The following is a 19,869-nucleotide window of genomic DNA, read 5'->3' as shown; positions in this document are numbered from 1 at the left end:
GTGTCGAGTCGAGCAAGCCAGAGGGCTTGGCTTTGGGGATGGGCGTTGCGCGAGGGCGGTATGGTAACCCAAGCAGGGGGGTGGGGGGCAGGGCGGGGGATAGGGGGGAGGGCTGGTAGCGGTTCGTCATCACATTTGCAGCGCCTGTGAGATCGAGCGCCGCCCGCGCGGCCGCCTTGTTTGTACGGCGCGATGTCGAGACATGTACCCAGGGTGGGGCTGGCACCGGCTGCGCCGGTGTTCGCGGGCATGCCCGCGAAGAGGCCCTGGCAGGCAGCCGGCTACTTGGGATAAAGCGGCGGCAAGCTGCCGTTCTCCCCAGCCGGCAACAACACCTGCTCGGCCGGCGGTATCGTGCCGATCGCCCGCCACAAATCCTCACCCTGCCAATACTGCCCACTCTCGCTGTACAACGCGCCATTCAACCCATCCAGCGCATCCGACAACGGCACGAAGCGCGCCGCCATCTCGGCCAGGGTCTCCGGTTGCTGCCGGGCCCAGGCGTCCAGCGCCTGGCGGGTGGCCTGGGGGTCGTTCGCCAGGCAGGCGCGCTTGAGGTCATCCAGCAAGGTGCGCGGGCTCGGCCCGTTCTGCGCCGCACGCAGCACCGCCGGTTGCGAGCGGGCGCGCCACCACAGGGCGAAGCCCAGTACGGTGGAAAGGGCGAACAACAGAGTCGCCAATTGCCAAGGCCACAGCGCGCTGCTGGCGCTGCTGCTATCGCCCACCGGGCTGTCGGCACTCAATGCCGGGTTGTCCTGCACGTTCAGCGTACGCGCCGGCAGGCTGCTGTGCTCCAGGTGATCTTCACGGGTGTTCCACCACGCCACTTCCAGCGCCGGCAGGGCCAACGTGCCGGCATGGGTGGGCACCAGTGCTTCGCGTTCCTCGCGGTTGGCGGTCATGCCGCGTTCGTTGATTTCGTTGCGCAGCAGCGGCTGGTCGGGGTAGCGGCGCAGGCCGGTGATCTCGGTGGCGGGTAACGGCGGCAACTGGGTGCTGGAAAGGCCTTCGGCGCGCAAGGTGATGTTGCGCGTCAGCGAGTCGCCAATCTGTACCTGCTGGTTGCCGGGGTCGGGGTTCCAGTGCTCTTCCAGTGTCAGGCTACGCGCCGGCAACCACGGCACACCCGCAGGCCAGGCGGCGGGAATCGGGCGTACCGCCAGCCGCAGCGGCAGCGAGCTGACCTGTACCTGGTGCCCGGCCCGGGCCGTGCCATTGGCTTGCGGGGTTTCGTCGCTGCTGGCTGCGGCGGTGGCGCTGAACGTCAGTGGCGGGATCTCGAGCGTGCCACTTTGCTGGGGGTACACGGCATAGCGGGTTTCGATCACGCCGTGGCGCACGCCATTGATTTCCTTTTCATAGGTGCGCGATTCGCCGAGCGGTTCGACCTTGGCGCCTTCCAGCTGCAGCGGGCTCAGGCTGCTGTCGTCATAGAGCGCCACCGAGTGATAGATGCGCAAGGTGAGCACAGCCTGCGCCTGCACGTAGACGTCGGGGCTGTCGAGGGTGGCCTCGATGAACACCTGTGAAGTGTCCTGGCGGCTGGCATCGGCCTGCAGCACTTGCAGGTCGATGGCCTGGCTGCGTGACTGACCCAGCTGCAGCTCGGGGATACGCAGGCTGCCGCTGCGCCGCGGCAGCAAGGTGATGATCCAGCGGGTGCTGGCGCGGGTTTCACCGTCGAGGGTATGCAGGCTGTTCAGCTGGCGCGTGCCGCGCACCTCGAAGTCGCCTTCCAGGGCGCGCAGGTCGGGCTTGCCGAACTGGGTGACGTCCTGGCTTTCCAGGGTCAGTTCCAGGCTTTCGCCAGCCTGCAGGCGGGTGCGGTCGACGCTGGCCTGCAGCAGGGGTTCAGCCTGGGCCAGGGTGGCCCACAGCAGGGAGAGGAGCAAGACGCCGAAGCGACTCATCGTGGGGTTTCCTGTTGCAGTTGCTGTTCGTACCAGAATTTGCGCCGCAGCAGCTCCGCCGGGTTATCGGGGATCTCCCGCAGCCATTGTTCCAGGGCTTGGCGCTGTTCGGCGTCGAGGCTGGTCGACACCGGGCGCTGGGGCGGCTGGATGACGCCCTCATCGGCACCCGGCTGATTACCCGGTGCACCCTGGCTGTTGCTGCTGCTTTCGCCAGGCTGCTCGGCGCTGGCTTGTTCATCACCGCCGGGGGTGCCCTGGGCGGCGCTGCTGGCCGAACTGCTGTTGCCTTCGGTGTCGCTGCCGGGCGTGCCTTGGGCATCGTTACCGGGCGGTTGTTCCTCGGCCTTGGCCTGGCGCTGTTGCAGCAGCTGTTGCACCAATGCCTGGTTGTCCAGTGCCACTTGCAGATCGGGTTCGCGCTCCAGCGCCTGCTCGTAGGCGTCCAGGGCCGCTTCCAGCTCACCGGCACGGGTCAGTGCATTGCCTCGATTGTAGTGGTCGGCGGCCGTGTCGCCTTGGGAAAATGCCTCGGCCGCACCCGCGTAGTCGCCGGCCTGGTACAGCGCCAGGCCGCGCCACTGCGTGTCATGGAAGTGCCGAGCCGCGCTGGCTGGGCGGTTCAGCTCGAGCAGGCGTTGGCCTTGCTGGTCGGGGCGCAGCCACAGGTCATCGAGCTCGAAAGCCTGGCTGGGCTGGGGCAGGGCCAGCAGCAACGGCAGGCAGAACAGCCAACCGCGCCGGCCGGCACACGCGGCCAGCAGCAGCAGCGGAATCAGCAACCAGTAGCCCTGGTCGGCCCAGCTGTCCAGCTGCAGGGTCTGGCCGTCGTTGCGCCCGGCCCGCGGCTGGTCGAACAGGCCCAGGCCACGCAGGTCCAGGTCGTCGATACGCGCATGCCGGTAGCGCCCGCCGGTGCCGTTGATGAAACCCTTGAGGCTGGCGTTGTCCAGGCGGGGCACCAGAATGCCGCCTTGGTCATCCTTGAGGTATTCGCCATTGGCCTGGCGCACGGGGGCACCGTCACGGCTACCGATACCCAGCATCAGCAGGCTGGGGCCCTGCCGGCCAAGGGCCTGGGCGATGCCCTGGCGCTCCGGGGCGCTGAGCGACGACCCGATCAGCAGCAGGCGGCCCTGGCCGAGCCCGCTCTGGGCCAGCAGGGCCAGGCCCTTCTGCACGGCCAGGTCGGCGCGCTGGCCGGGCTTGGGCATGATCGACGGGTCGATGGCCTCCAGCAGGTTGCGCGTGGTGGCCAGGTCATCGGACAGCGGCACCAGGGTGTGTGCGGAGCCGGCATAGACCACCAGCGCCGTCTGGCTGTCGCGGCGGTGCTCCAGCAGGTCGAGGATTTTGCGCCGGGCCTGTTCCAGGCGATTGGGCGGGCTGTCCTCGGCGAGCATCTGCGGGGTCAGCTCCAGCAATATCACCAGCGGGTCGGCCGGGCGCTGGCGGTTTTCTTCCACCCGCTGCCAACTGGGCCCGAGCAGGGCCAGGATCACCAATAGCCAGGCCAACCCCAGCGCCACCCACGGCAGTTTGCTGGTGTTGCCGTTGCCGCCGCCCAGCAGCACAGCGTGGAATGCCGGCGGCAGGATCAGCTGCCAGCGCCCGGCCCGTTTGCGCCGATGCCACAGCTTGTACAGCAGCCAGCCAAGCAGGGGCACGGCCAGCAGCCACAGGGGGCGCAACCATTGCGGCCACAGGTCGATCATCGCCGCCTCCGCAAGCGCAAGCGCTTCAGGCGTTGGCGCCATTCCGGGTGTGGCTGCAAGAAGCGCGGCTTGCGCAGCAGGCGCTGCATCAGGTTGTCGGGCCATTGCACGGCCACCACCAGCAGCACGCTCAGCAGCAGTGCCAGGGCCAATGGCCAGGCGTACAGGGCTTGGGCGGTGCGGGCCTGGGTCGGTTGCTGGGCCACCGGTTCGAGTTGGTCGAGGGTGTCGCCAATAGCGTCCAGTTCGGCTCCGTCATGCGCGCGGAAGTAGGCACCGTGGGTGATTTCGCCGATTTCCCTGAGTGCGGCTTCGTCCAGGTCCAGGCTCGGGTTGAGGCCGAGCAGGCCTGGGGTGCCACTGGCTTCGGGGTTGGCGCCAATGCCGATGGTGTAGATGCGCACGCCTTCCTGGGCTGCCAGGCGGGCTGCCGTCAGCGGATGGATCTGCCCGCCATTGTTGGCACCGTCGGTAATCAGCACCAGTACCCGGCTTTGCGCCGGGCGCTGGCGCAGGCGTTTCACCGCCAGGCCAATGGCGTCGCCGATGGCCGTGTTCTTGCCGGCGATGCCGATTTGCGCTTCGTCGAGGAAGGTGCGCACGGTACGCCGGTCGAACGTGAGCGGGGCCTGCAGGTAGGCCTGGCTGCCGAACAGGATCAGGCCCACGCGATCGCCTTCACGGTCCTGCAGGAAATCGCCGAGCAGGGCCTTGACCAGGTCGAGGCGGCTGATGTCTTCGTTTTTCCACTGCATGTCCGGGAAGTCCATCGACCCGGACACGTCCACCGCCACCAGCAGGTCGCGGCCGCTGGCCGCCACTGGCAACGGGTCACCGAGCCATTGCGGGCGCGCGGCAGCGCACAGCAGCAACAGCCAGATGACCACGAATGGCCCTTGCTGGCGCCAGGTGGGCAGGTTCAGCCGCGCGCGCCGCCCGGCCAGGCCTTCCAGTTCGTTGAGGAAGCCAACCTTGAGTACCGGTTCGCCGCTGTCGGCGGCGGGCAGCAGCAGGCGCGCCAGCCACGGCAGCGGCAACAGGGCAAAGACCCACGGCCAGGCCAGTTCAAACATGCTTGCGGATCCAGGTTTCGACGGCTTGGCTCAGCCCGGCGATGGCCTTGTCGTCGAGTTTGCACTCGGGTTTATAGGCGCCTTCGACCAGCACCATCCAGCGTGTGAGGCCGGCTGCGGGGCAGCGGTTGTCGAGAAATGCCAGCCACTGGCGGCCGTTGAGGGTGTGGCTATTGGCGCCCGGGTAGTGGCTGCGGCACAGGCGCTTGAGCAGGGCGTTGATCTGTTGCAGCCAGGCGCCGGCGGGGGCGCCGTCGTAGGGGCGTGGCAGGCGTGCCAGCTCGGCCAGCGCTTCTACCCGCACCGGGTCCAGCGGTTGCTCGGCGCGTACGACACGGCGCTTGCGCGGGCGCCAGTGCCGCAGCCGCCACAGGCCCCAGCCCAGCACTGGCAGGATGACCAGCAATGCCCACCAGCCGGGTGCCGGCGGCCACAGGCCGATGGGCGCCGGTTCGATCAGCGGTTGCAACTGATCGAGCGGGTTCATGACGCGCTCCGCGGGCGCTGTGCGCTCAGGTATTCGCGCAATTGCTCGATCATTTCACTTTGCGTGCTCAGCGGCATCAGCAGCACCCGCAGCTTTTGCGCCAGCAGCTCCCAGCGCTCGATGCGGGCTTCGGCCTGCTGGCGGTAGGCCTGGCGCAGGTTGGCGTCGAGGGTGTCGAGCTCCAGCTGCGCGCTGCGTTGGGCAAAACGCAGCAGGCCAGCGGCCGGCAGGGCATGGTCGAGTGGGTCGGACACCGGCAGCAGCAGCAGGTCGCAATGCCGGGACAGCATGGCCAGGTGCTGCTCCACCTGGGCGCTGAGCGAACGCTCGTCGCAGATCACGATGGCCAGGCTGCCCGGGCGCAGCACTTCGCGGGCGCGGCGCAGGGCCAGGCCAAGGCTGTCGGCCCCGGCAACCGCCTCGGTGTGCAGCGCCTGGTTGACCTTGGCCATGCGGTTGAGCAACTGCAGCAGGCTCTGTTTGCTGCGCCGGGGCTTGATTTCGTGGTGCTCGTTGTCGCCGAACACCAGGCCGCCGATGCGGTCGTTATGGGCCAGCGCGGCCCAGCCGAACAAGGCGGCGGCCTGGGCGGCGAGCACCGACTTGAACATCAGGCCCGAGCCGAAGAACAGCCGCTGGCTCTGCTCGACCAGGATGAAGATAGGCCGTTCGCGTTCTTCGTGGAACAGCTTGGTGTGGGGCTCCTGGGTGCGTGCGGTCACCCGCCAGTCGATGTTGCGCACGTCGTCGCCGGCCTGGTACACGCGCACCTGGTCGAAGTCCACACCGCGCCCGCGCAGCTTGGAATGGTGCAGGCCGACCAGCGGGCTGCGTTGGCCGGGCTTGGAAAACAGCTGGATTTCGCGCACGCGGTGGCGCATGTCGATCAGCTCGGCTAGGCCGATGCGGATGCCGGGTTCGGCCAGGTGCGCAGTGGGCATGGGGTCAGGCAACGGCGACGACGTCGAGGATGCGCTGGACCACGCGGTCCTGGTCGATCCCCGCGGCCTCGGCTTCGAAGGAGAGGATGATGCGGTGGCGCAGTACGTCGAACAGCACCGCCTGGATGTCTTCGGGGCTGACGAAGTCGCGCCCGGCCAGCCAGGCGTGGGCACGTGCGCAGCGGTCCAGCGAAATGGAACCGCGCGGGCTGGCGCCATAGGCGATCCAGTCGGCCAGCTCGGTATCGAATTTGGCCGGGGTGCGGGTGGCCATGACCAGCTGCACCAGGTATTCCTCGACGGCATCGGCCATGTACAGGTTGAGGATTTCCTTGCGCGCGGCAAAGATCGCCTGCTGGCTGACCCGCCGTTCGGGTTTCACTTCGCCGCCCAGCGCTTCGCCACGGGCCTGCGCCAGGATGCGCCGCTCGACCGCGGCGTCCGGGAAGCCGATTTTCACGTGCATCAGGAAGCGGTCGAGCTGGGCTTCGGGCAGCGGGTAGGTGCCTTCCTGCTCGATCGGGTTCTGCGTGGCCATGACCAGGAACAGGGGCGACAGGTCGTAGGTGCTGCGGCCCAGACTGACCTGGCGTTCGGCCATGGCCTCGAGCAGTGCCGACTGGACCTTGGCCGGTGCACGGTTGATTTCGTCGGCCAGCACCAGGTTATGGAAGATCGGCCCCTGCTGGAACACGAAACTGCCGGTTTCCGGGCGGTAGATTTCCGTGCCGGTGATGTCGGCCGGAAGCAGGTCGGGGGTGAACTGGATGCGGTGGAACTGCGCTTCTATGCCCTCGGCCAACTCCTTGATGGCCTTGGTCTTGGCCAGCCCGGGCGCCCCTTCGACCAGCATATGGCCGTCTGCCAGCAGCACGATCAACAGCCGCTCGACCAGTTTCTCCTGGCCTAGGATCTGGGTTGAAAGAAAGGTGCGCAGCGCGATCAGCGCTTCACGGTGTTCCATCGGCGACGGTTCCTGGTAGGGGGCCGGAGGCGGCTGACGGCAGCTGCCCTGGCAAGGGCTGATACTTTAATCCATCCGGGGGGGCGGCGACTAATGGCACGGGGTAAATTTATCGCTGCAGCGGGCCTGGGGTATGGAAAACTCTCACGAAGGCTTGGCGATTGCCTGATGTTGCCTGACGGCGTACTGGCGCCTGCTTGTGCTTTTGGGTCAAGCACAAGGCACGAAGATGGTAGCGAGCAACGGCGGTACGCCGACCCCTCGGCGGGTAACCCTGCATTTCGGGGTGTTCTTCGATGGCACCGGTAACAATCAGCACAACGCCACGGCATTGGCGGGGCACGGCGGCAGTTATGCCAATGCGCTGAGCAACGTAGCCCTGCTGCATGCGTTGTACCCGGCGCAAGCGGCCGATGGCGAGGCGCGCCAGGTCTTTTTCAAATGCTACATGGAAGGCATCGGCACCTTGGCCGGTGAAACCGACCCGGTGTATGCCTCTGCCACCGGGCGTGGCCGCACGGGCGTGGAAGCCCGGGTGGCCGAGGCGTTGCAGGCGATTGCCGGGCAACTGCAGGGTTGGTGCCAGGCGCACCCGCAGTGGGTGCCGGCACGCATGGAGTTCGACTTGTTCGGCTTCAGTCGTGGGGCGGCGGCGGTACGCCACCTGGCCAACCTGTTGCACGACGGTGCCGGGCAATTGTTGCCGGTGGCGTGTGACATCGCGATCAACTTCATGGGCTTGTTCGACACGGTGGCCGCGATCATCGCGCCGTTGCAGGGCGACTTCGACCCCACCGACGAGCACCACGGTGGCTTGCGCCTGGGCCTGGGGGCGGGTATTGCCCGGCAGGTGGTACAACTGGTCGCGCGGGATGAGCGGCGGCATAACTTCCCGCTGGTGAGCAGTGGCCACGACATAGTGCTGCCGGGTGTGCACTCGAATATCGGTGGCGGCTACCCGGAAACCACATGGGAACAGGTGCTGTTGTGCAAACCGCAATCCCAGCGCGTGCCGGTGGCGACGCCTGCCGGGCAGTGCCGCGTGCATGCCGTGATGCAGGGCCTGTTGGCGACGGATTTTGCCGACATGGGGGAACCCCGGCCACGGGTGATCACCTGGGAGGAGCCGATCGCTGGCGGCCACCCGCGTGAAGCAGAGAAGCAAGTCTACGCAGCAGTAGCCCGCGAGCGGGAGGTGGCCGGGCACCTGTCGCGTGTCTACCTGAGCGTGATGCGCGAGCTGGCGGTACGGGCTGGCGTGCCGTTTGCGCCGTTGGGCGGCCAGGCGGAGCACCGTTTGCCGGCTGAATTGCAGGTGATCAGCGCAAAACTGCATGGCTTCGCTTTGGGCGAAACCGGGCAATTGGCGCTGAGCGAGCAAGAGCAGCGCTTATTGCGCGACAAGTATGTGCACGCTTCGGCGAACTGGAATGCGCTTAAAGGGTTGCGTAACAGCGTGCTGGATGTGTTGTTTGTCAACCGGCCAGGGGTGGCGGGGCGGGTGGTGCATGGGAATCCGGTGGGGTGAATGTGTCTGGGGTGGCAGGGGTTCGCCACCCCATTCATTCATCGCTGCGCGTTCCTGCGTTTTCGAGCGATATACCCCTCCTGCGCCACGGTCAGCATCACTGTCAGCACCATGAACGCTACCGAAGCAACGAAAATGCCATTTGGCAGCCCCCGGTCGAGCATCCAGCCGAACGCCACTGGCCCGACGGCGCCACCGATGTTGAACCCGGTCGAGACCAGCCCGAAGGTCTTGCCTTCGGCACCCTTGGGCGCGGCCGCTTTTACCAGCATATCCCGCGACGGGGCGATCATTCCGGTCAGCAGGCCGATGCTGCCCAGCACCACCACCAATGCCCATTCGCGCAGCACACCCAGGGCCACCACGGCGGTCAGCACTGCAGCCAGGGCGAAAGCCAGCGCCGCCACCAGGCCATGCCGGCGGGTACGGTCGGCCAGGGCACCGCCACACAGCACCCCTGCGGCGCTACAGAGCAAGAAGGCGGTAAGCGCGGTATTGGCCCAGGCCAAGGTCAGGCCTTGGCCTTGCACCAGTGCGGCAACGGAGAATTTCTCGATGGCACTGGTGCTCAGGTTGAGCAATATGAACAGCACTGTCAGCACGCCGATCATGGGTGTGAACAAGCGCACTCGGCCGTTTGCCGGCGGCGCGCCGGCATTGCCCGGGTTGCCCATCTCCGTTACCCGGTACACCCCGCTGCCTGGCAGCGATATCAACAGCAGCGCAGCAGCGCCGAACACTGCGCCCGTCGCCAGGGCTGCCCGTGTGCCCAACACGGCAGCGATACCGAGGAATATTGCCGGGGTTACCGCCGAGCCGAGAAAGCCGGCGAAGGTATGAATGGAGAATGACCGCCCCAGCCGGTCTGGCTCGATACCCTTGGCCAGCAGCGCATAGTCGGCCGGGTGGTACACCCCATTGGCCAGGCCGGCCAGCGCCATGCTCACCAGCAACACCGCATGGCCGGGGCTGGCGGCCAGCAGCAGGAAACTGAGGCTGCCCAACAGCAGCCCGGCCTTGAGCACCTTGCGCGCGCCAAAGTGGTCGACGGCATGACCCAGCGGGGCCTGCACCAGGGCAGAGACGATATTGAACACCGCTAGGGCCACGCCTAGTTCGACGAAACCGACCCCCAGCAGGGAGGGCAGCACTGGCAGCAGTGCCGGGATCAGCATGATGTGCACATGGCTGACGAAATGTACGGCGGCAACCTGGGTAAGCAGCTTGGGGGCAGCAACGTAGCGCATGTCGGGACCTGTAGACAGCGTGCGCGCCTGGCGCACGGCAAGGGGATGGAATGCCCGCGTGGCGGGCGTCGCTGCGCAGCGCCCGAAGGCGGCCATGCAAACGCTGGCAGCGATCCCGCCACCCAGCGCGTTGCCTGTTGCGCGGGTAACCCGCGCTCACAGGGCTGCGCTGTCGAGGGTCAGGCAGCCAGTTCGGTCAGCAGGTTTTTCAGATAGTCGCTGCCTTGCGCATCCAGCGCCTGCAACGGCAGGCGGGGCGCGCCGACATCCTGGCCCAGCAGCTTCAGGCCGGCCTTGATGGTGGTGGGCAGGCCGCGGCGGGTGATGTATTCCAGCAGTTCGTACTGGCGGTAGAACAGCGTGCGGGCTTCGGCCAGTTGGCCTTGCTGCACGGCGTCCCACAATGCCAGGTTCAATGCCGGGATCAGGTTGGGCGCGGCGGTGCACCAGCCGCTCGCGCCTGCCACAAGGGCCTCCAGGGTCAGTGGGTTGCAACCGTTGTAGAACGCTACCTGACCCTTGCTGGCCTGGAACAGGCGGTGCATGCGCTGAATGTCACCGGTGCTTTCCTTGACCATGGTCACATTCGGCACCTCGGCGAGGATGCGCAGGATCAGTTCCACCGACAGGTCGGTGCCGCTGGTGCCCGGGTTGTTGTAAAGCATGATCGGGATGTCGATGGCGGCGCCGACGGCCTTGTAGTGGGCCACCACTTCGGCTTCGGTGAGTTTCCAGTACGAAACGGGCAGCACCATGACCGCCGTGGCGCCGCATGCCTGCGCCAGGCGCGCACGCTCCACGGTGCGTGCGGTGGTCAGGTCGGAGACGCTTACCACGCTGGGTAAGCGCCCGGCGATGCGCGCCTGGCTGAAGCGCACCACGCTTTCCCATTCGCTGTCGCTCAGGTAGGCCCCTTCGCCGGTGCTGCCCAGCGGCGCGATGGCGTGCACGCCGTGCTTGATCAATTGGTCGATGGACGTGCCCAAAGCCTCCAGGTCGAGTGTGCCGTCTGCTGAGAAGGGAGTGATGGTGTAGCCGATGACGCCGCGAATTACAGGTGTAGACATGACCAGGCACCTTTGCCGTTGTTGAGGGAAGAGTACAGCTTCGAGTCAGGCCAGGCAGTCGCCGTGGGCCCGCAAGGCACGCCGCGCGTAATAGCTGAACGCGGCGCCATGACGCTTAGGGGTGGAGATCCAGTCGTGGGCTTCCTTGCCCAGGGCTTCGGGGATGGGGCGGATGTCACCGGCCCCCATGGCCAGCAGCTGCATCCTGGCGGCCCGCTCGAACAGCAGGGCAAGCACGCAGGCTTCTTCGATCGAGCCGCCAGCGATCAGCAGGCCATGGTGGGAAAGCAGGATCGCGCGCTTGTCGCCGATGGCCGCCGCGATGATTTCGCCTTCTTCATTGCCTACCGGCACACCAGGCCAGTCCTTGAGGAAGGCGCAATCGTCGAACAGCGGGCACAGGTCCATGTGCGAGATGGCCAGCGGTACCTCCAGCATCGACAGGGCGGCGCTGTGCAGCGGGTGGGTGTGGATGATGCAGTTGACGTCAGGCCGGGCGCGGTAGAGCCAGCTGTGGAAACGGTTGGCCGGGTTGGCCATGCCACGGCCTTGCAGCACGGTCAGGTCTTCGTCCACCACCAGCAGGTTGGAGGCGGCGATTTCGTCGAAGCCCAGGCCCAGTTGCTGGGTGTAATAGGTGCCAGGCTCCTGGGCGCGGGCGGTGATCTGCCCGGCCAGCCCCGAGTCGTGGCCGCCGTCGAAGAGGATGCGGCAGGTGAGGGCCAGCTTTTGCCGGGTACTGTAGGTGTTGTCGGCCAGGGCCGTCAGCATCTGCTGCTGGGCGTGCTTGACCAGTTGGTCCTTGGGGGCGTGCATGGTGGTCGTCATGGGCGGTACCTGCAGGAAAGGGCGGTGAATTGCTGAGCGACACAGGGAGGTCGCCAGGACACACGGCGATCATAATGACACCTTGTGTCATTATCAAGCAGGGAATGACACAATCAGCCTGCAGTGGGGCTCCAGAGGTGGCGGGCCGGGCGGCAAGGAGGTGCGCGAGGGGGCGTTGGCAAAGCGCGCGGCGCAGGCGCTTACACCGGCCGGGCCGGTGTTCGCAGCTGGCGCCGCGGCAAAAAGGCGCGCGTTACGCGCCTATGCAGCGCGAAGCGGGCAGCGGGGCCGGGTGCGCGTGCTGGTATTGCCGGAAGGCCTCGGCAATGGCATTGATCAGCGGCGCGTCGCTGAGCGGGTTCAAGGCCGGGAAGCGCTTGCCGTTGCAGATGCCCTGGTAGGTCAGCACAGCCTCGACGCTGTGATCATGGTCCAGGTACACCTGCCTGATCGCCTGGGCGTCCAGGTTCTTCGCATCGTCGCAGCGCAGGGCGTGGTGAATGGCCAATGCCGCGCCAAAGGCCAGGGCCGGGGTGTCGATGCCGTGCCTGCCGGCCAGCTCGATGCTGCTGAGGATACGTTCATTGCGCTGCAGTTTGCGCAGCGGGTCGCGGCCGACGCGGGCGCACGGGTCCTTGAACGAGGTTTTGCAGCGCGCCAGAAAGGCGTCGGCGAACCGGCTGATCACCTCGCTCATTTGCGGGTACTCCGCTTCCAGGGCGGGCGCCACTTCCTGGCGTATCAGCCGCTCGGCCAGGGCATTGACGCGGGCGTCGCCCATGCCCTGGCCCACCCAGGCATGGCCCAGCAGGCTGGCGTACCAGGCAATGATCGCGTGCGGGCCGTTCCACAGGCGGTTCTTGATGACCTGGATCTGGGCAATGTCCGGCACCGTGTGCACTTGGCGCAGGCGTTCGAGCAGGTCGCTGCCGCGCTCGACATACAACGGCATGTCGGCTTCGCTGTTGAACAGCACCAGGTGCAGTTGGCTCATGGCGCTGCTGGGCTGCGCAAATGGCCTGAAATGCCCGAGCAATCGCTCGTATTCAGCCGGCGGCGCCGAGGCACTGCGCGGTGCGGCAGGCTCTTCTTCCAGGCTGTTGCGAAACATCTGCGACTTGATCCGCAATTGCCGCACCAGCGCATCGTTGCTCAGCTTGGAAACGATGCGGCTGACTACCGTTTCCGCGAAATGGGTCTTGAGCATTACCTGCTCGCAGATTGCCGGCGGGCACAAGGTTGCCAGCTCGGCTTGCACATGCCGGCGCACGAACGCGCCACTACCCACCTTGTTCAGCACGATCAGCAACGTCAGTTCGCGGCCGCGGCGCTCGAAGCGCTGCAGCAGGCCTTGGGCAATTACCCTGGCCTGGTTGCGAATGGCCTGTTCAGGCAGGCTCAGGCCGATGATCTCGGCATCGTTGTACATGGCGATCACCGCCTGTTCATCGTCCAGGTCGATCATGCGCACATTGTCGATGGTCTGGTCGAACGAGGTGCTGCCATAGCGCACGCTGTAGCTGCCGAAGGCACTCACGCTCTCGCGCAGCATGCGTGAGCGGGTAGCGGCGATGATTTCGCAGGGCCGGGTGTAGCCGTCCCAATGGGAAAACACCTGGGTCAGGTAGCCGCCGCCGATGGCGCCAAAGCCATGAATACCGACACGGAATTGGTTCAACGACGCCGGGAAGGGTTCGCTGAGCGCGGGCATGCCCAGCTCGGGCACGCATGCATTCAGGTCGGCAAGGAACTCCAGCATGCTGTGGTAAGCCTTGAGTGCGCCGGCCTTGATGTCGGCGGCAGGTGGCTTGATGTCTTCGATCAGAATCGCCTGGCCCTCGGCACGCATGGCCGACAGCATGCCGTTTTCCGAATCCTCGACCATGAAGCACTGCCCTGGCGTGCAGTTGAGTGCGCGGGCGGCCTTCAGGAAAATCTCCGGGTGGGGTTTGCCCTGGCTGACTTCATCGCCACACACGGTGATGTCGAAGTACTTCAGCACATTGGCGTTGATCAGGTATTCCTCGGCGATGGCGCGGCGGCTGGAGGTGGCCACGGCCATGGTCAAGCCGGCCTTGCGCAGGCGCTCCAGCACCTCCAGCAGGCCGGGCTTGATCGGCACGCCGTGATTGCGCACGTACTCCAGCTCCAGTTCATCGGCGCGCCGGCGGATGGCGGCATAGGGGAAGTCTGCGCCGTTATGCGCCTTGGCCAAGGCTTCGGCTTTTTTCGCGCTCAGGCCCAGAGAGCCGAGCAGTGTGTGCTCGCCCAGCGGCTTGCCGAAGATTTCCAGCGACGCTTGCTTGAGGGTCTTGAAGCGCAGGCGTTCGGTGTCGAAGAGGGTGCCATCCATATCGAAGATAGCGCTGAAGATGCGTTTGCCGTGAAAGAAAAGCATGGGTTGTTGCCCCTTGTCGGTGGGTCGTACATCCCGCCTGCAACAGGCGAGCATGGCGTGCGAGCTGCAGCAATGGCAGTCAGGTAGGAGGCACGCGGTCGACAGGAGGGCGCTGGGGGGTGACGCAGAGGTAGGGCGGGATGGAGCGGGGGGTGCACAGCAGGTTGGCGAACCTGGAAGCGAGGCGGGCGGCACGTTTGGCCTTGAGGTCACGCCCACTGGCTGCAGTCGGTTTTGCAGGCAGTGGGCGCAAATAGCGATGGATACGTGTGATTCCGAGCATGAGGTACTGTGAGTCCTTTTTCGACTTTGGTAATCCTTTTTCAGCCTTGCACGTATGCGCCGCGACATGCAAGGCTTGGCCTTTCGCTCGTCTTGCACAACCAGGTGAACCGCCATGACCCAAGCTACCGACCAGGCCTTTTACGACCGTGCCGATGCGCACATTGAACTGGCCAACCAGCAGATCGACAGGGTCGAGGACCTGGGCAAGGTAAGCGCCTCGCTGACCTTCGGTGCCGCGCGCTTCAGCGCCTGGATGAGCGCCCGCAGCTTCAAGAGCGGCGCCGAACTGGGCGCTGCGCGGGACGAGATCCTGAAATACTTCTGCGAGCAGTACCGGATGATGCTCGAAGATAACCTGGACGAGCATATCAAGCATTTTGACCAGTACATGTTGGGCAAGAATGACTAACACCGCAGGTCGCTCGCCCCAGCCTCTTCAGCGCCCTCTGGCCAACAACTGCCAGCCCTGATGCGACCCCTGTGGGAGCGGGCGAGCCCGCGAAGAAACCAGCGCGCTGCATGGCACCGGCTGGGCCGGTGTTCGCGGGCATGCCCGCTCCCACAGGTATTGCACCTTTGTCTTGGCTACGATATCGCCAGCGGTGATGGCGTGGGCCGGACGACATGTCCGGCCCTTAAGCGCCTGTTGCGCCCCGGGTCAACGGCGCAGCAGGCGAGAAATCACCAGTGTGACGGCGGCGGTGATGGCCAGTGCGGCGATAGGCTTTTCCTTGACGAACGAAGTCACCGTGTCCACGGCATCACCATAGGTTTTGGTCACCTGGCCTGCCGCCTGACGCGCATCGCCTTCGGCTTCCAGCGCCGGGTCTTCGACCAGCCGGCCTACAGCGCTTTGCGCCTTGCCCGCAAGGTTCTCGGCAACACCTTCGATCTGTTCGCGTTTCATGATGGCTATATTCCTTCCTGTAAGCGGCTTTGGGTTGATAGCACAGGGTTAGGGAGGTGAAGGGCGGTAATGGTTCCAACTACTCATCACCTTCAAGCCACACGCCCCTGCAAGGAATCGCACGTGGCGTGAGTGGACGAGGCTAGCGCGCCTTCTTTTCCAGAATCCGCGCGCCGCTCCCTTCCTTGGCCAGCACATCCCCGGGGTTGCGCAGGGGGCAGTCCTGCAGTGACAGGCAGCCGCAGCCAATGCAGTTGTCGAGGCTGTCGCGCAGCGCCTCCAGGGTACGGATGCGTGCATTCAGGTCTTCGCGCCAGGCTCTCGACATTTCGCCCCACTGCGCCGCGGTCAGCTTGCTGTTGGGCGCATAGCGGCTCAATGCCTGGCGGATTTCCTCCAGTGCGATACCGGTGCGCTGTGCCACCTTGATGATCGCCAGGGTGCGCAGTACCAGCGAAGGGTAGCGGCGCTGGTTGCCCGCCGTACGAACGCTGGCGATCAGCCCCTTGGCTTCATAAAAGTGCAGCGCTGACACTGCCACACCGCTGCGCTTGGCGACTTCGCCCACTGTAAGCATCCGCGTGTTGTCTGCTGCCATGCCTGTCGACCTTGCCTTGGGTTGAGCGCTGTAAGGGCGCCTGAGGTTTTGAAACGGGTTACCCCGCTGAGCGATCCCGGCGCAACTGGGTAATCAGGGTAAAACGGTCATGCGGGTGGATCGTCTCGGCCACGGCCATCAGGTCGCCGTTCTCTTCGCGGTAGTGGCGAATGATCTGTAACCCCGCCGAACCCACCTGCGCCTTCAGCGCGTGGGCCAGCTCTGCCTTCAGCGCTACCGCCCGTACTTGCTGGTCGATCACCGCGATCGCGCGGCCGTAATGCTGCTCGATCAGCCTGGCAATCGGCTGTTCGGGCTGCTCGCGGGCGAGTTCGATGACTTCGCCGTAGTCCCGCTGTGCATAGACCTGGGTGCAGCATAGCGGCGGCGCAGCCTGCGCCACGGCGATGCTCGACAGGCAAAAGTAGTGCTCACCCGGCACCAGCCCCAGCCGTGCCGCCTGGCCCAGGTCGGCAACGAAGTGCTGCACATCGCGGATCTGCCAGCGCTGATCTGGCGCCAGCTGTGCCAGGTCGGCGACGCTGGCCAGCGACTGCGTGTAGCCCCCGCGGGGGCTGCTGGCCTCGACCCGTGTGCCGACGCGCTTGCGTCGCGATACCAGCCCCTGGCCGAGCAACTGGTCGATCGCGGCACGTACCGTGTGCCGGCTCACACCGTAAAGGTCGCACAGCTCGTGCTCGGTTGGCAGCAGGCTGCCCACCGGATAGCGGCCACTGGCAATGCCTGCCATCAAGTCCTTGGCCACAGTGGCATAGCGCGTAGGGTTCATACCTGTGTTCTGTCTCGCACCTGTCGTCGGCCCAGAGTGTACCAGCGACCTGTGCCGGGTGGTCGGCGAGCAGACTGCACCTGGCGGTGCAGCCCAGCATCCACGAGGCCCGCTGACGCTTTTCAGGTGTTCTGCCTGGCCCGCAACAGCATCGCCGCCAGGGCGCACCCGAGCAAGGCCAGGCACGCCAGGTAGAATGCGTCGCTGTAGGCCATCAGGTACGCTTCGCGGCGAATGGTTGCCGCCAACCCCTCCAGCGCCTGTTGCTGCTGCGGCAACCAGCTCTGCACCGTGTGGTTGATGCGTTCCTGCATGCCCGGCTCGAACACGCTGACCTGCTCGTGGATGCGTTCGCTGTGGAAACGCTCGCGGGTGGCCACCAGTTGGGTCAACCCGGCCGTCCCTACCGCGCCCCCCAGGTTGCGCAGCATCGAGAACACGGCCGACGCCGACCCGGCTTCACGCTTGTCCAGCCCGGCCACCGCCAGCACCGACAACGCTACCATGATGAACGGCTGGCCGATGCCACGTACCACAGTGGATGGGATGATCACGTTGTCGGCACTGTCGGCGCTCAGGCTTGCCCCCAGCCAGCAACCCACGGCCATGATCAGGAAACCGCTGGCGACCATGAACTTGGCGCTGGTCCAGCCCATCAGCCGCGGCATCATGGGCGCCAGCAGCAACTGCACCACGCCATAGGCGATCAGTGCTACACCCACGTCGTGGGCGCTGAAGCCTTGCAGTTGCGACAGGTAGTTGGGCACCAGGAACACCAGGCCGAAGGTTGCCGCGCCGAAGATGAACATGGCCACACTAGCGACGCCGAAGTTGTAACGCCCCAGCAAGCGCAAATTGATGAAAGCGCGCTGGCCGCGCAGTTGGGTAACCACGAACACCACCAGGGCAATTCCGGCGATCGCGCTCATGCCAACGATGAACGATGAGCCGAACCAGTCCAGCCTGCCGCCTTCTTCCAGCACGATCTGCAAGCCACCCAGGCCGATCACCATGGCCGCGATACCCAGCCAATCGCCCTTGCGCAGCAGCGCGAGTTGCATCGGCCTGGCGTCGATCGACCAGGCGATGGCGAACAGCAGGGCGATACCCGGGAACAGTTGCAGGTAGAAGATCCAGCGCCATGAATAGGCGTCGGTCAGCCAGCCGCCAATCGACGGCCCGGCCGCCTGTGCCACGCTGTTGGCCAGGCTGAACAGCGCCATGCCCATGGCCATCTTGCTGGCTGGCAGCTCGGTGATGACCAACTGGAACGACAGCGGGATCAGCACCGCGCCGGCCGCGCCCTGTACTACGCGCAGGGTGATCATCGTTTCCAGGTTGGGGGCCCATGAGCAGGCCACCGAGGCCAGCAGGAAGATCAGCGAGCCGGTCCACATCACCCGGCGCAGCGAAAACACTTCGACCAGCCACGCGGTCAGCGGGATCATGACGATTTCCGCCACCAGGTAGGCGGTAGAGATCCATGAGCCTTCCTCGAAGCTGGCCCCCAGCGAGCCACGGATTTCCGGCAGCGCGGCGCTGGTGACATGCACGTTCATGCCGGCCATGAAGCAGCCGAACAGGCCGCCGAGCACGGCGACCCAGGCGCGCAACGTGACGGGTTGCTCAGTGGCCATCGGCAACCTCGGCGTGGCGGGTGTCGACGATGCTCACCACCGACATGCCCGGCAGCAGCTGCGGGCCTGCGGGCGCTGGGTCGAGCAGGATGCGCACCGGGAAGCGCTGGACGATCTTGGTGAAGTTGCCAGTGGCGTTGTCCGACGGCAGCAGGGCGAAGACATTGCCCGAGGCGGGGGAGAAACTGGCCACACGGCCGTGCAGTGGCTGGCCGGCAAAGCTGTCGACGCGGATTTCCACGGGTTGCCCGGGGCGCATGCGGGCCAGTTGGGTTTCCTTGTAGTTGGCGACCACGTAGGCCTGCTGTACCGGCACCACTGCCAGCAGCGGCTGGCCGGGCACCACGTACTGGCCAGCACGCACGCGGCGTTGGCCCACGATGCCAGCGAGCGGGGCGCGAATCACGGTGTCGTGCTGGTCCTGGCTGGCCAGTTGCCGGCGAGCCTGGGCGTGGGCCAAGGCGGCTGCGCGCTGTTGCAGCTCGGCGTCGGCCTGGGTAGAGCGGGCCCTGTCCATGGCCAGTTGAGCGCGTTGTTCGCGCAGCGCGGCCTGGGCCCCTTGCAGCGCCGCTTGTGCCTGGGCCGCCTGGGCGTTGGCACTTTCCAGCCGCTGCGCGGTGGCCGCTTGATCGCGTACCAGGCCGCGGTAGCGCTGCACGTCCAGGGCAGTGCGTTGGCGTTCGGCGGTGGCGCTGCGCACGGTCGCTTCAGCCTGCTGGATGGCGTGCTGGCGCTGGTTGATGCGCTCGGCCGCCAGCTGTTGGCCTGCCTGTGCGGCGGCCAGTGCTGCCTGGGCTTCGGCCACGCTGGCCTGGGCCTGCTCGACACGCGCGCGGTAGTCCTGGTCTTGCAGCCGTACCAGTACATCGCCGGCCTGGACTGGCTGGTCGTCCGCCACTTCCACCTTGGCAACATAGCCGGCAACGCGCGGGCTCAGTGCCACCCAATCGGCACGGACATAGGCATCGTCGGTGGTCTGCAGGTAGCGGCCGGTGGTGAGCCAGTAGCTGGCGAAGGCCAGCACCGTTACGGCCGCCAGGCTGCCGCCGGCGATCCAGGCCTGGCGGCGGCGGGGTCTGGTGCTGGCTTGCTGTGCTGCTTCGGCGGGAGCGTTCTGTTCTACGGCGGCATTCATGTTCGGTTTCCATTTCTGATGTTGGGGCTGCTGCGCAGCCCATCGCCGGCAAGCCCACAGGGATCGCCTTAGGGCTGACAGGTGTTTGCCACAAGGTATGGCAGCGCCTGTTAGAGCGAGCGCCGCCCGCGCGGCGCAATCGCGAGCTGCGCTCGCTCCTACGTTTGTTTCGGGCCAATTATTCCTGTGGGATTCGCGCGCGAACGCCTTGGTGCATGCCTCAATATCGCGCCGTACAAACAAGGCGGCCGCGCGCGCCTGTCACAGGCGTTACTGGCCCGAAACAAACGTAGATACTCTGTTGGCGGTCAAGCTTTTCTGAGGTGTTCAGAGCTGAAAAGCTTGGCCGTATCAAA

General features: G+C 66.0%; 17 protein-coding genes. 2 read left to right on the top strand and 15 right to left on the bottom strand.

Features of this window, described 5'->3' with window-relative positions; all coding sequences use genetic code 11:
• Positions 1-281 precede the first annotated feature (281 nt).
• The 6 genes from QME24_RS22490 to QME24_RS22465 are packed head-to-tail and all read right to left on the bottom strand — an operon-like array spanning position 282 to position 7,093.
• A complete protein-coding gene (locus QME24_RS22490) occupies positions 282-1,913 on the bottom strand; it encodes a BatD family protein (protein WP_154211498.1) in 1,632 nt (543 codons plus the stop codon).
• Complete coding sequence (locus QME24_RS22485; protein WP_280091790.1) at positions 1,910-3,628, bottom strand: VWA domain-containing protein; 1,719 nt, start codon at positions 3,626-3,628, stop codon at positions 1,910-1,912. Before QME24_RS22485 ends, QME24_RS22490 begins: the two co-directional genes overlap by 4 nt.
• A complete protein-coding gene (locus tag QME24_RS22480) occupies positions 3,625-4,701 on the bottom strand; it encodes a VWA domain-containing protein (RefSeq protein ID WP_054906021.1) in 1,077 nt (358 codons plus the stop codon). The genes QME24_RS22485 and QME24_RS22480 overlap by 4 nt, the downstream gene beginning before the upstream one ends.
• A complete protein-coding gene (locus tag QME24_RS22475) occupies positions 4,694-5,188 on the bottom strand; it encodes a DUF4381 domain-containing protein (RefSeq protein ID WP_009683483.1) in 495 nt (164 codons plus the stop codon). Before QME24_RS22475 ends, QME24_RS22480 begins: the two co-directional genes overlap by 8 nt.
• Entirely contained in the window at positions 5,185-6,129 is a 945-nt protein-coding gene (locus tag QME24_RS22470; RefSeq protein ID WP_029886675.1) for a DUF58 domain-containing protein, read from the bottom strand. Before QME24_RS22470 ends, QME24_RS22475 begins: the two co-directional genes overlap by 4 nt.
• 4 nt (positions 6,130-6,133) lie before the next feature.
• Entirely contained in the window at positions 6,134-7,093 is a 960-nt protein-coding gene (locus QME24_RS22465) for a MoxR family ATPase (RefSeq protein ID WP_281691058.1), read from the bottom strand.
• A gap of 229 nt (positions 7,094-7,322) precedes the next feature.
• On the opposite strand from QME24_RS22465, the gene QME24_RS22460 reads away from it, so the two are divergent.
• Positions 7,323-8,621, top strand: a complete 1,299-nt coding sequence (locus tag QME24_RS22460) for a DUF2235 domain-containing protein (RefSeq protein ID WP_232892704.1) — start codon at positions 7,323-7,325, stop codon at positions 8,619-8,621.
• Between the two features lie 38 nt (positions 8,622-8,659).
• Here the strand turns inward: QME24_RS22460 and QME24_RS22455 are convergent, their stop codons facing one another.
• From QME24_RS22455 to QME24_RS22440, 4 genes are all read right to left on the bottom strand, one after another.
• Positions 8,660-9,868, bottom strand: coding sequence for an MFS transporter (locus tag QME24_RS22455; protein WP_192440664.1), 1,209 nt, complete (start codon positions 9,866-9,868; stop codon positions 8,660-8,662).
• 179 nt (positions 9,869-10,047) lie between these two features.
• On the bottom strand, positions 10,048-10,935 hold the full coding sequence (locus QME24_RS22450) for a dihydrodipicolinate synthase family protein (protein ID WP_029886678.1): 888 nt from the start codon (positions 10,933-10,935) through the stop codon (positions 10,048-10,050).
• Positions 10,936-10,980: 45 nt separating this feature from the next.
• Positions 10,981-11,763 (bottom strand): aldolase, encoded by a 783-nt coding sequence (locus QME24_RS22445; protein WP_009683476.1) that lies wholly within the window; start codon positions 11,761-11,763, stop codon positions 10,981-10,983.
• Positions 11,764-12,016: 253 nt separating this feature from the next.
• Positions 12,017-14,161, bottom strand: a complete 2,145-nt coding sequence (locus tag QME24_RS22440; RefSeq protein ID WP_232892703.1) for an HAD family hydrolase — start codon at positions 14,159-14,161, stop codon at positions 12,017-12,019.
• A 397-nt stretch (positions 14,162-14,558) separates the two neighbouring features.
• Between QME24_RS22440 and QME24_RS22435 the strand changes: the two genes are divergently transcribed.
• Positions 14,559-14,855: a DUF3144 domain-containing protein gene (locus tag QME24_RS22435; RefSeq protein ID WP_009683473.1), complete on the top strand. Its 297-nt coding sequence runs from the start codon at positions 14,559-14,561 to the stop codon at positions 14,853-14,855.
• A gap of 249 nt (positions 14,856-15,104) precedes the next feature.
• Here the strand turns inward: QME24_RS22435 and QME24_RS22430 are convergent, their stop codons facing one another.
• The 5 genes from QME24_RS22430 to QME24_RS22410 all read right to left on the bottom strand — a co-directional run bounded on the left by QME24_RS22430 (position 15,105) and on the right by QME24_RS22410 (position 19,513).
• The gene (locus QME24_RS22430; protein WP_009683472.1) at positions 15,105-15,353 is read right to left on the bottom strand and encodes a CsbD family protein; all 249 of its coding nucleotides are present in this window, start codon (positions 15,351-15,353) and stop codon (positions 15,105-15,107) included.
• Between the two features lie 142 nt (positions 15,354-15,495).
• Positions 15,496-15,951, bottom strand: coding sequence for a redox-sensitive transcriptional activator SoxR (gene soxR, locus QME24_RS22425; RefSeq protein WP_280091792.1), 456 nt, complete (start codon positions 15,949-15,951; stop codon positions 15,496-15,498).
• A gap of 58 nt (positions 15,952-16,009) precedes the next feature.
• The gene (locus tag QME24_RS22420) at positions 16,010-16,741 is read right to left on the bottom strand and encodes a GntR family transcriptional regulator (RefSeq protein ID WP_280091793.1); all 732 of its coding nucleotides are present in this window, start codon (positions 16,739-16,741) and stop codon (positions 16,010-16,012) included.
• Between the two features lie 122 nt (positions 16,742-16,863).
• Positions 16,864-18,378: a DHA2 family efflux MFS transporter permease subunit gene (locus QME24_RS22415; RefSeq protein WP_280091794.1), complete on the bottom strand. Its 1,515-nt coding sequence runs from the start codon at positions 18,376-18,378 to the stop codon at positions 16,864-16,866.
• The gene (locus QME24_RS22410) at positions 18,368-19,513 is read right to left on the bottom strand and encodes an HlyD family secretion protein (RefSeq protein ID WP_232892700.1); all 1,146 of its coding nucleotides are present in this window, start codon (positions 19,511-19,513) and stop codon (positions 18,368-18,370) included. The genes QME24_RS22415 and QME24_RS22410 overlap by 11 nt, the downstream gene beginning before the upstream one ends.
• Positions 19,514-19,869: the final 356 nt, after the last annotated feature.

This window comes from Pseudomonas sp. PARCl1 (assembly GCF_947311875.1).
Lineage (GTDB): Bacteria > Pseudomonadota > Gammaproteobacteria > Pseudomonadales > Pseudomonadaceae > Aquipseudomonas > Aquipseudomonas juntendi.
The sequence above is the reverse complement of the archived record's forward strand: the minus strand, read 5'-3'. Positions and strand labels throughout refer to the sequence as shown.

Coding starts and splice junctions, on each gene's coding strand:
- QME24_RS22455 (WP_192440664.1), bottom strand. CDS start 9,868: ATGCGCTACGTTGCTGCCCCCAAGCTGCTTACCCAGGTTGCCGCCGTA.
- QME24_RS22440 (WP_232892703.1), bottom strand. CDS start 14,161: ATGCTTTTCTTTCACGGCAAACGCATCTTCAGCGCTATCTTCGATATG.
- QME24_RS22415 (WP_280091794.1), bottom strand. CDS start 18,378: ATGGCCACTGAGCAACCCGTCACGTTGCGCGCCTGGGTCGCCGTGCTC.
- QME24_RS22460 (WP_232892704.1), top strand. CDS start 7,323: ATGGTAGCGAGCAACGGCGGTACGCCGACCCCTCGGCGGGTAACCCTG.
- QME24_RS22475 (WP_009683483.1), bottom strand. CDS start 5,188: ATGAACCCGCTCGATCAGTTGCAACCGCTGATCGAACCGGCGCCCATC.
- QME24_RS22435 (WP_009683473.1), top strand. CDS start 14,559: ATGACCCAAGCTACCGACCAGGCCTTTTACGACCGTGCCGATGCGCAC.
- soxR (WP_280091792.1), bottom strand. CDS start 15,951: ATGGCAGCAGACAACACGCGGATGCTTACAGTGGGCGAAGTCGCCAAG.
- QME24_RS22445 (WP_009683476.1), bottom strand. CDS start 11,763: ATGACGACCACCATGCACGCCCCCAAGGACCAACTGGTCAAGCACGCC.
- QME24_RS22465 (WP_281691058.1), bottom strand. CDS start 7,093: ATGGAACACCGTGAAGCGCTGATCGCGCTGCGCACCTTTCTTTCAACC.
- QME24_RS22490 (WP_154211498.1), bottom strand. CDS start 1,913: ATGAGTCGCTTCGGCGTCTTGCTCCTCTCCCTGCTGTGGGCCACCCTG.
- QME24_RS22450 (WP_029886678.1), bottom strand. CDS start 10,935: ATGTCTACACCTGTAATTCGCGGCGTCATCGGCTACACCATCACTCCC.
- QME24_RS22420 (WP_280091793.1), bottom strand. CDS start 16,741: ATGAACCCTACGCGCTATGCCACTGTGGCCAAGGACTTGATGGCAGGC.
- QME24_RS22430 (WP_009683472.1), bottom strand. CDS start 15,353: ATGAAACGCGAACAGATCGAAGGTGTTGCCGAGAACCTTGCGGGCAAG.
- QME24_RS22470 (WP_029886675.1), bottom strand. CDS start 6,129: ATGCCCACTGCGCACCTGGCCGAACCCGGCATCCGCATCGGCCTAGCC.
- QME24_RS22485 (WP_280091790.1), bottom strand. CDS start 3,628: ATGATCGACCTGTGGCCGCAATGGTTGCGCCCCCTGTGGCTGCTGGCC.
- QME24_RS22410 (WP_232892700.1), bottom strand. CDS start 19,513: ATGAATGCCGCCGTAGAACAGAACGCTCCCGCCGAAGCAGCACAGCAA.
- QME24_RS22480 (WP_054906021.1), bottom strand. CDS start 4,701: ATGTTTGAACTGGCCTGGCCGTGGGTCTTTGCCCTGTTGCCGCTGCCG.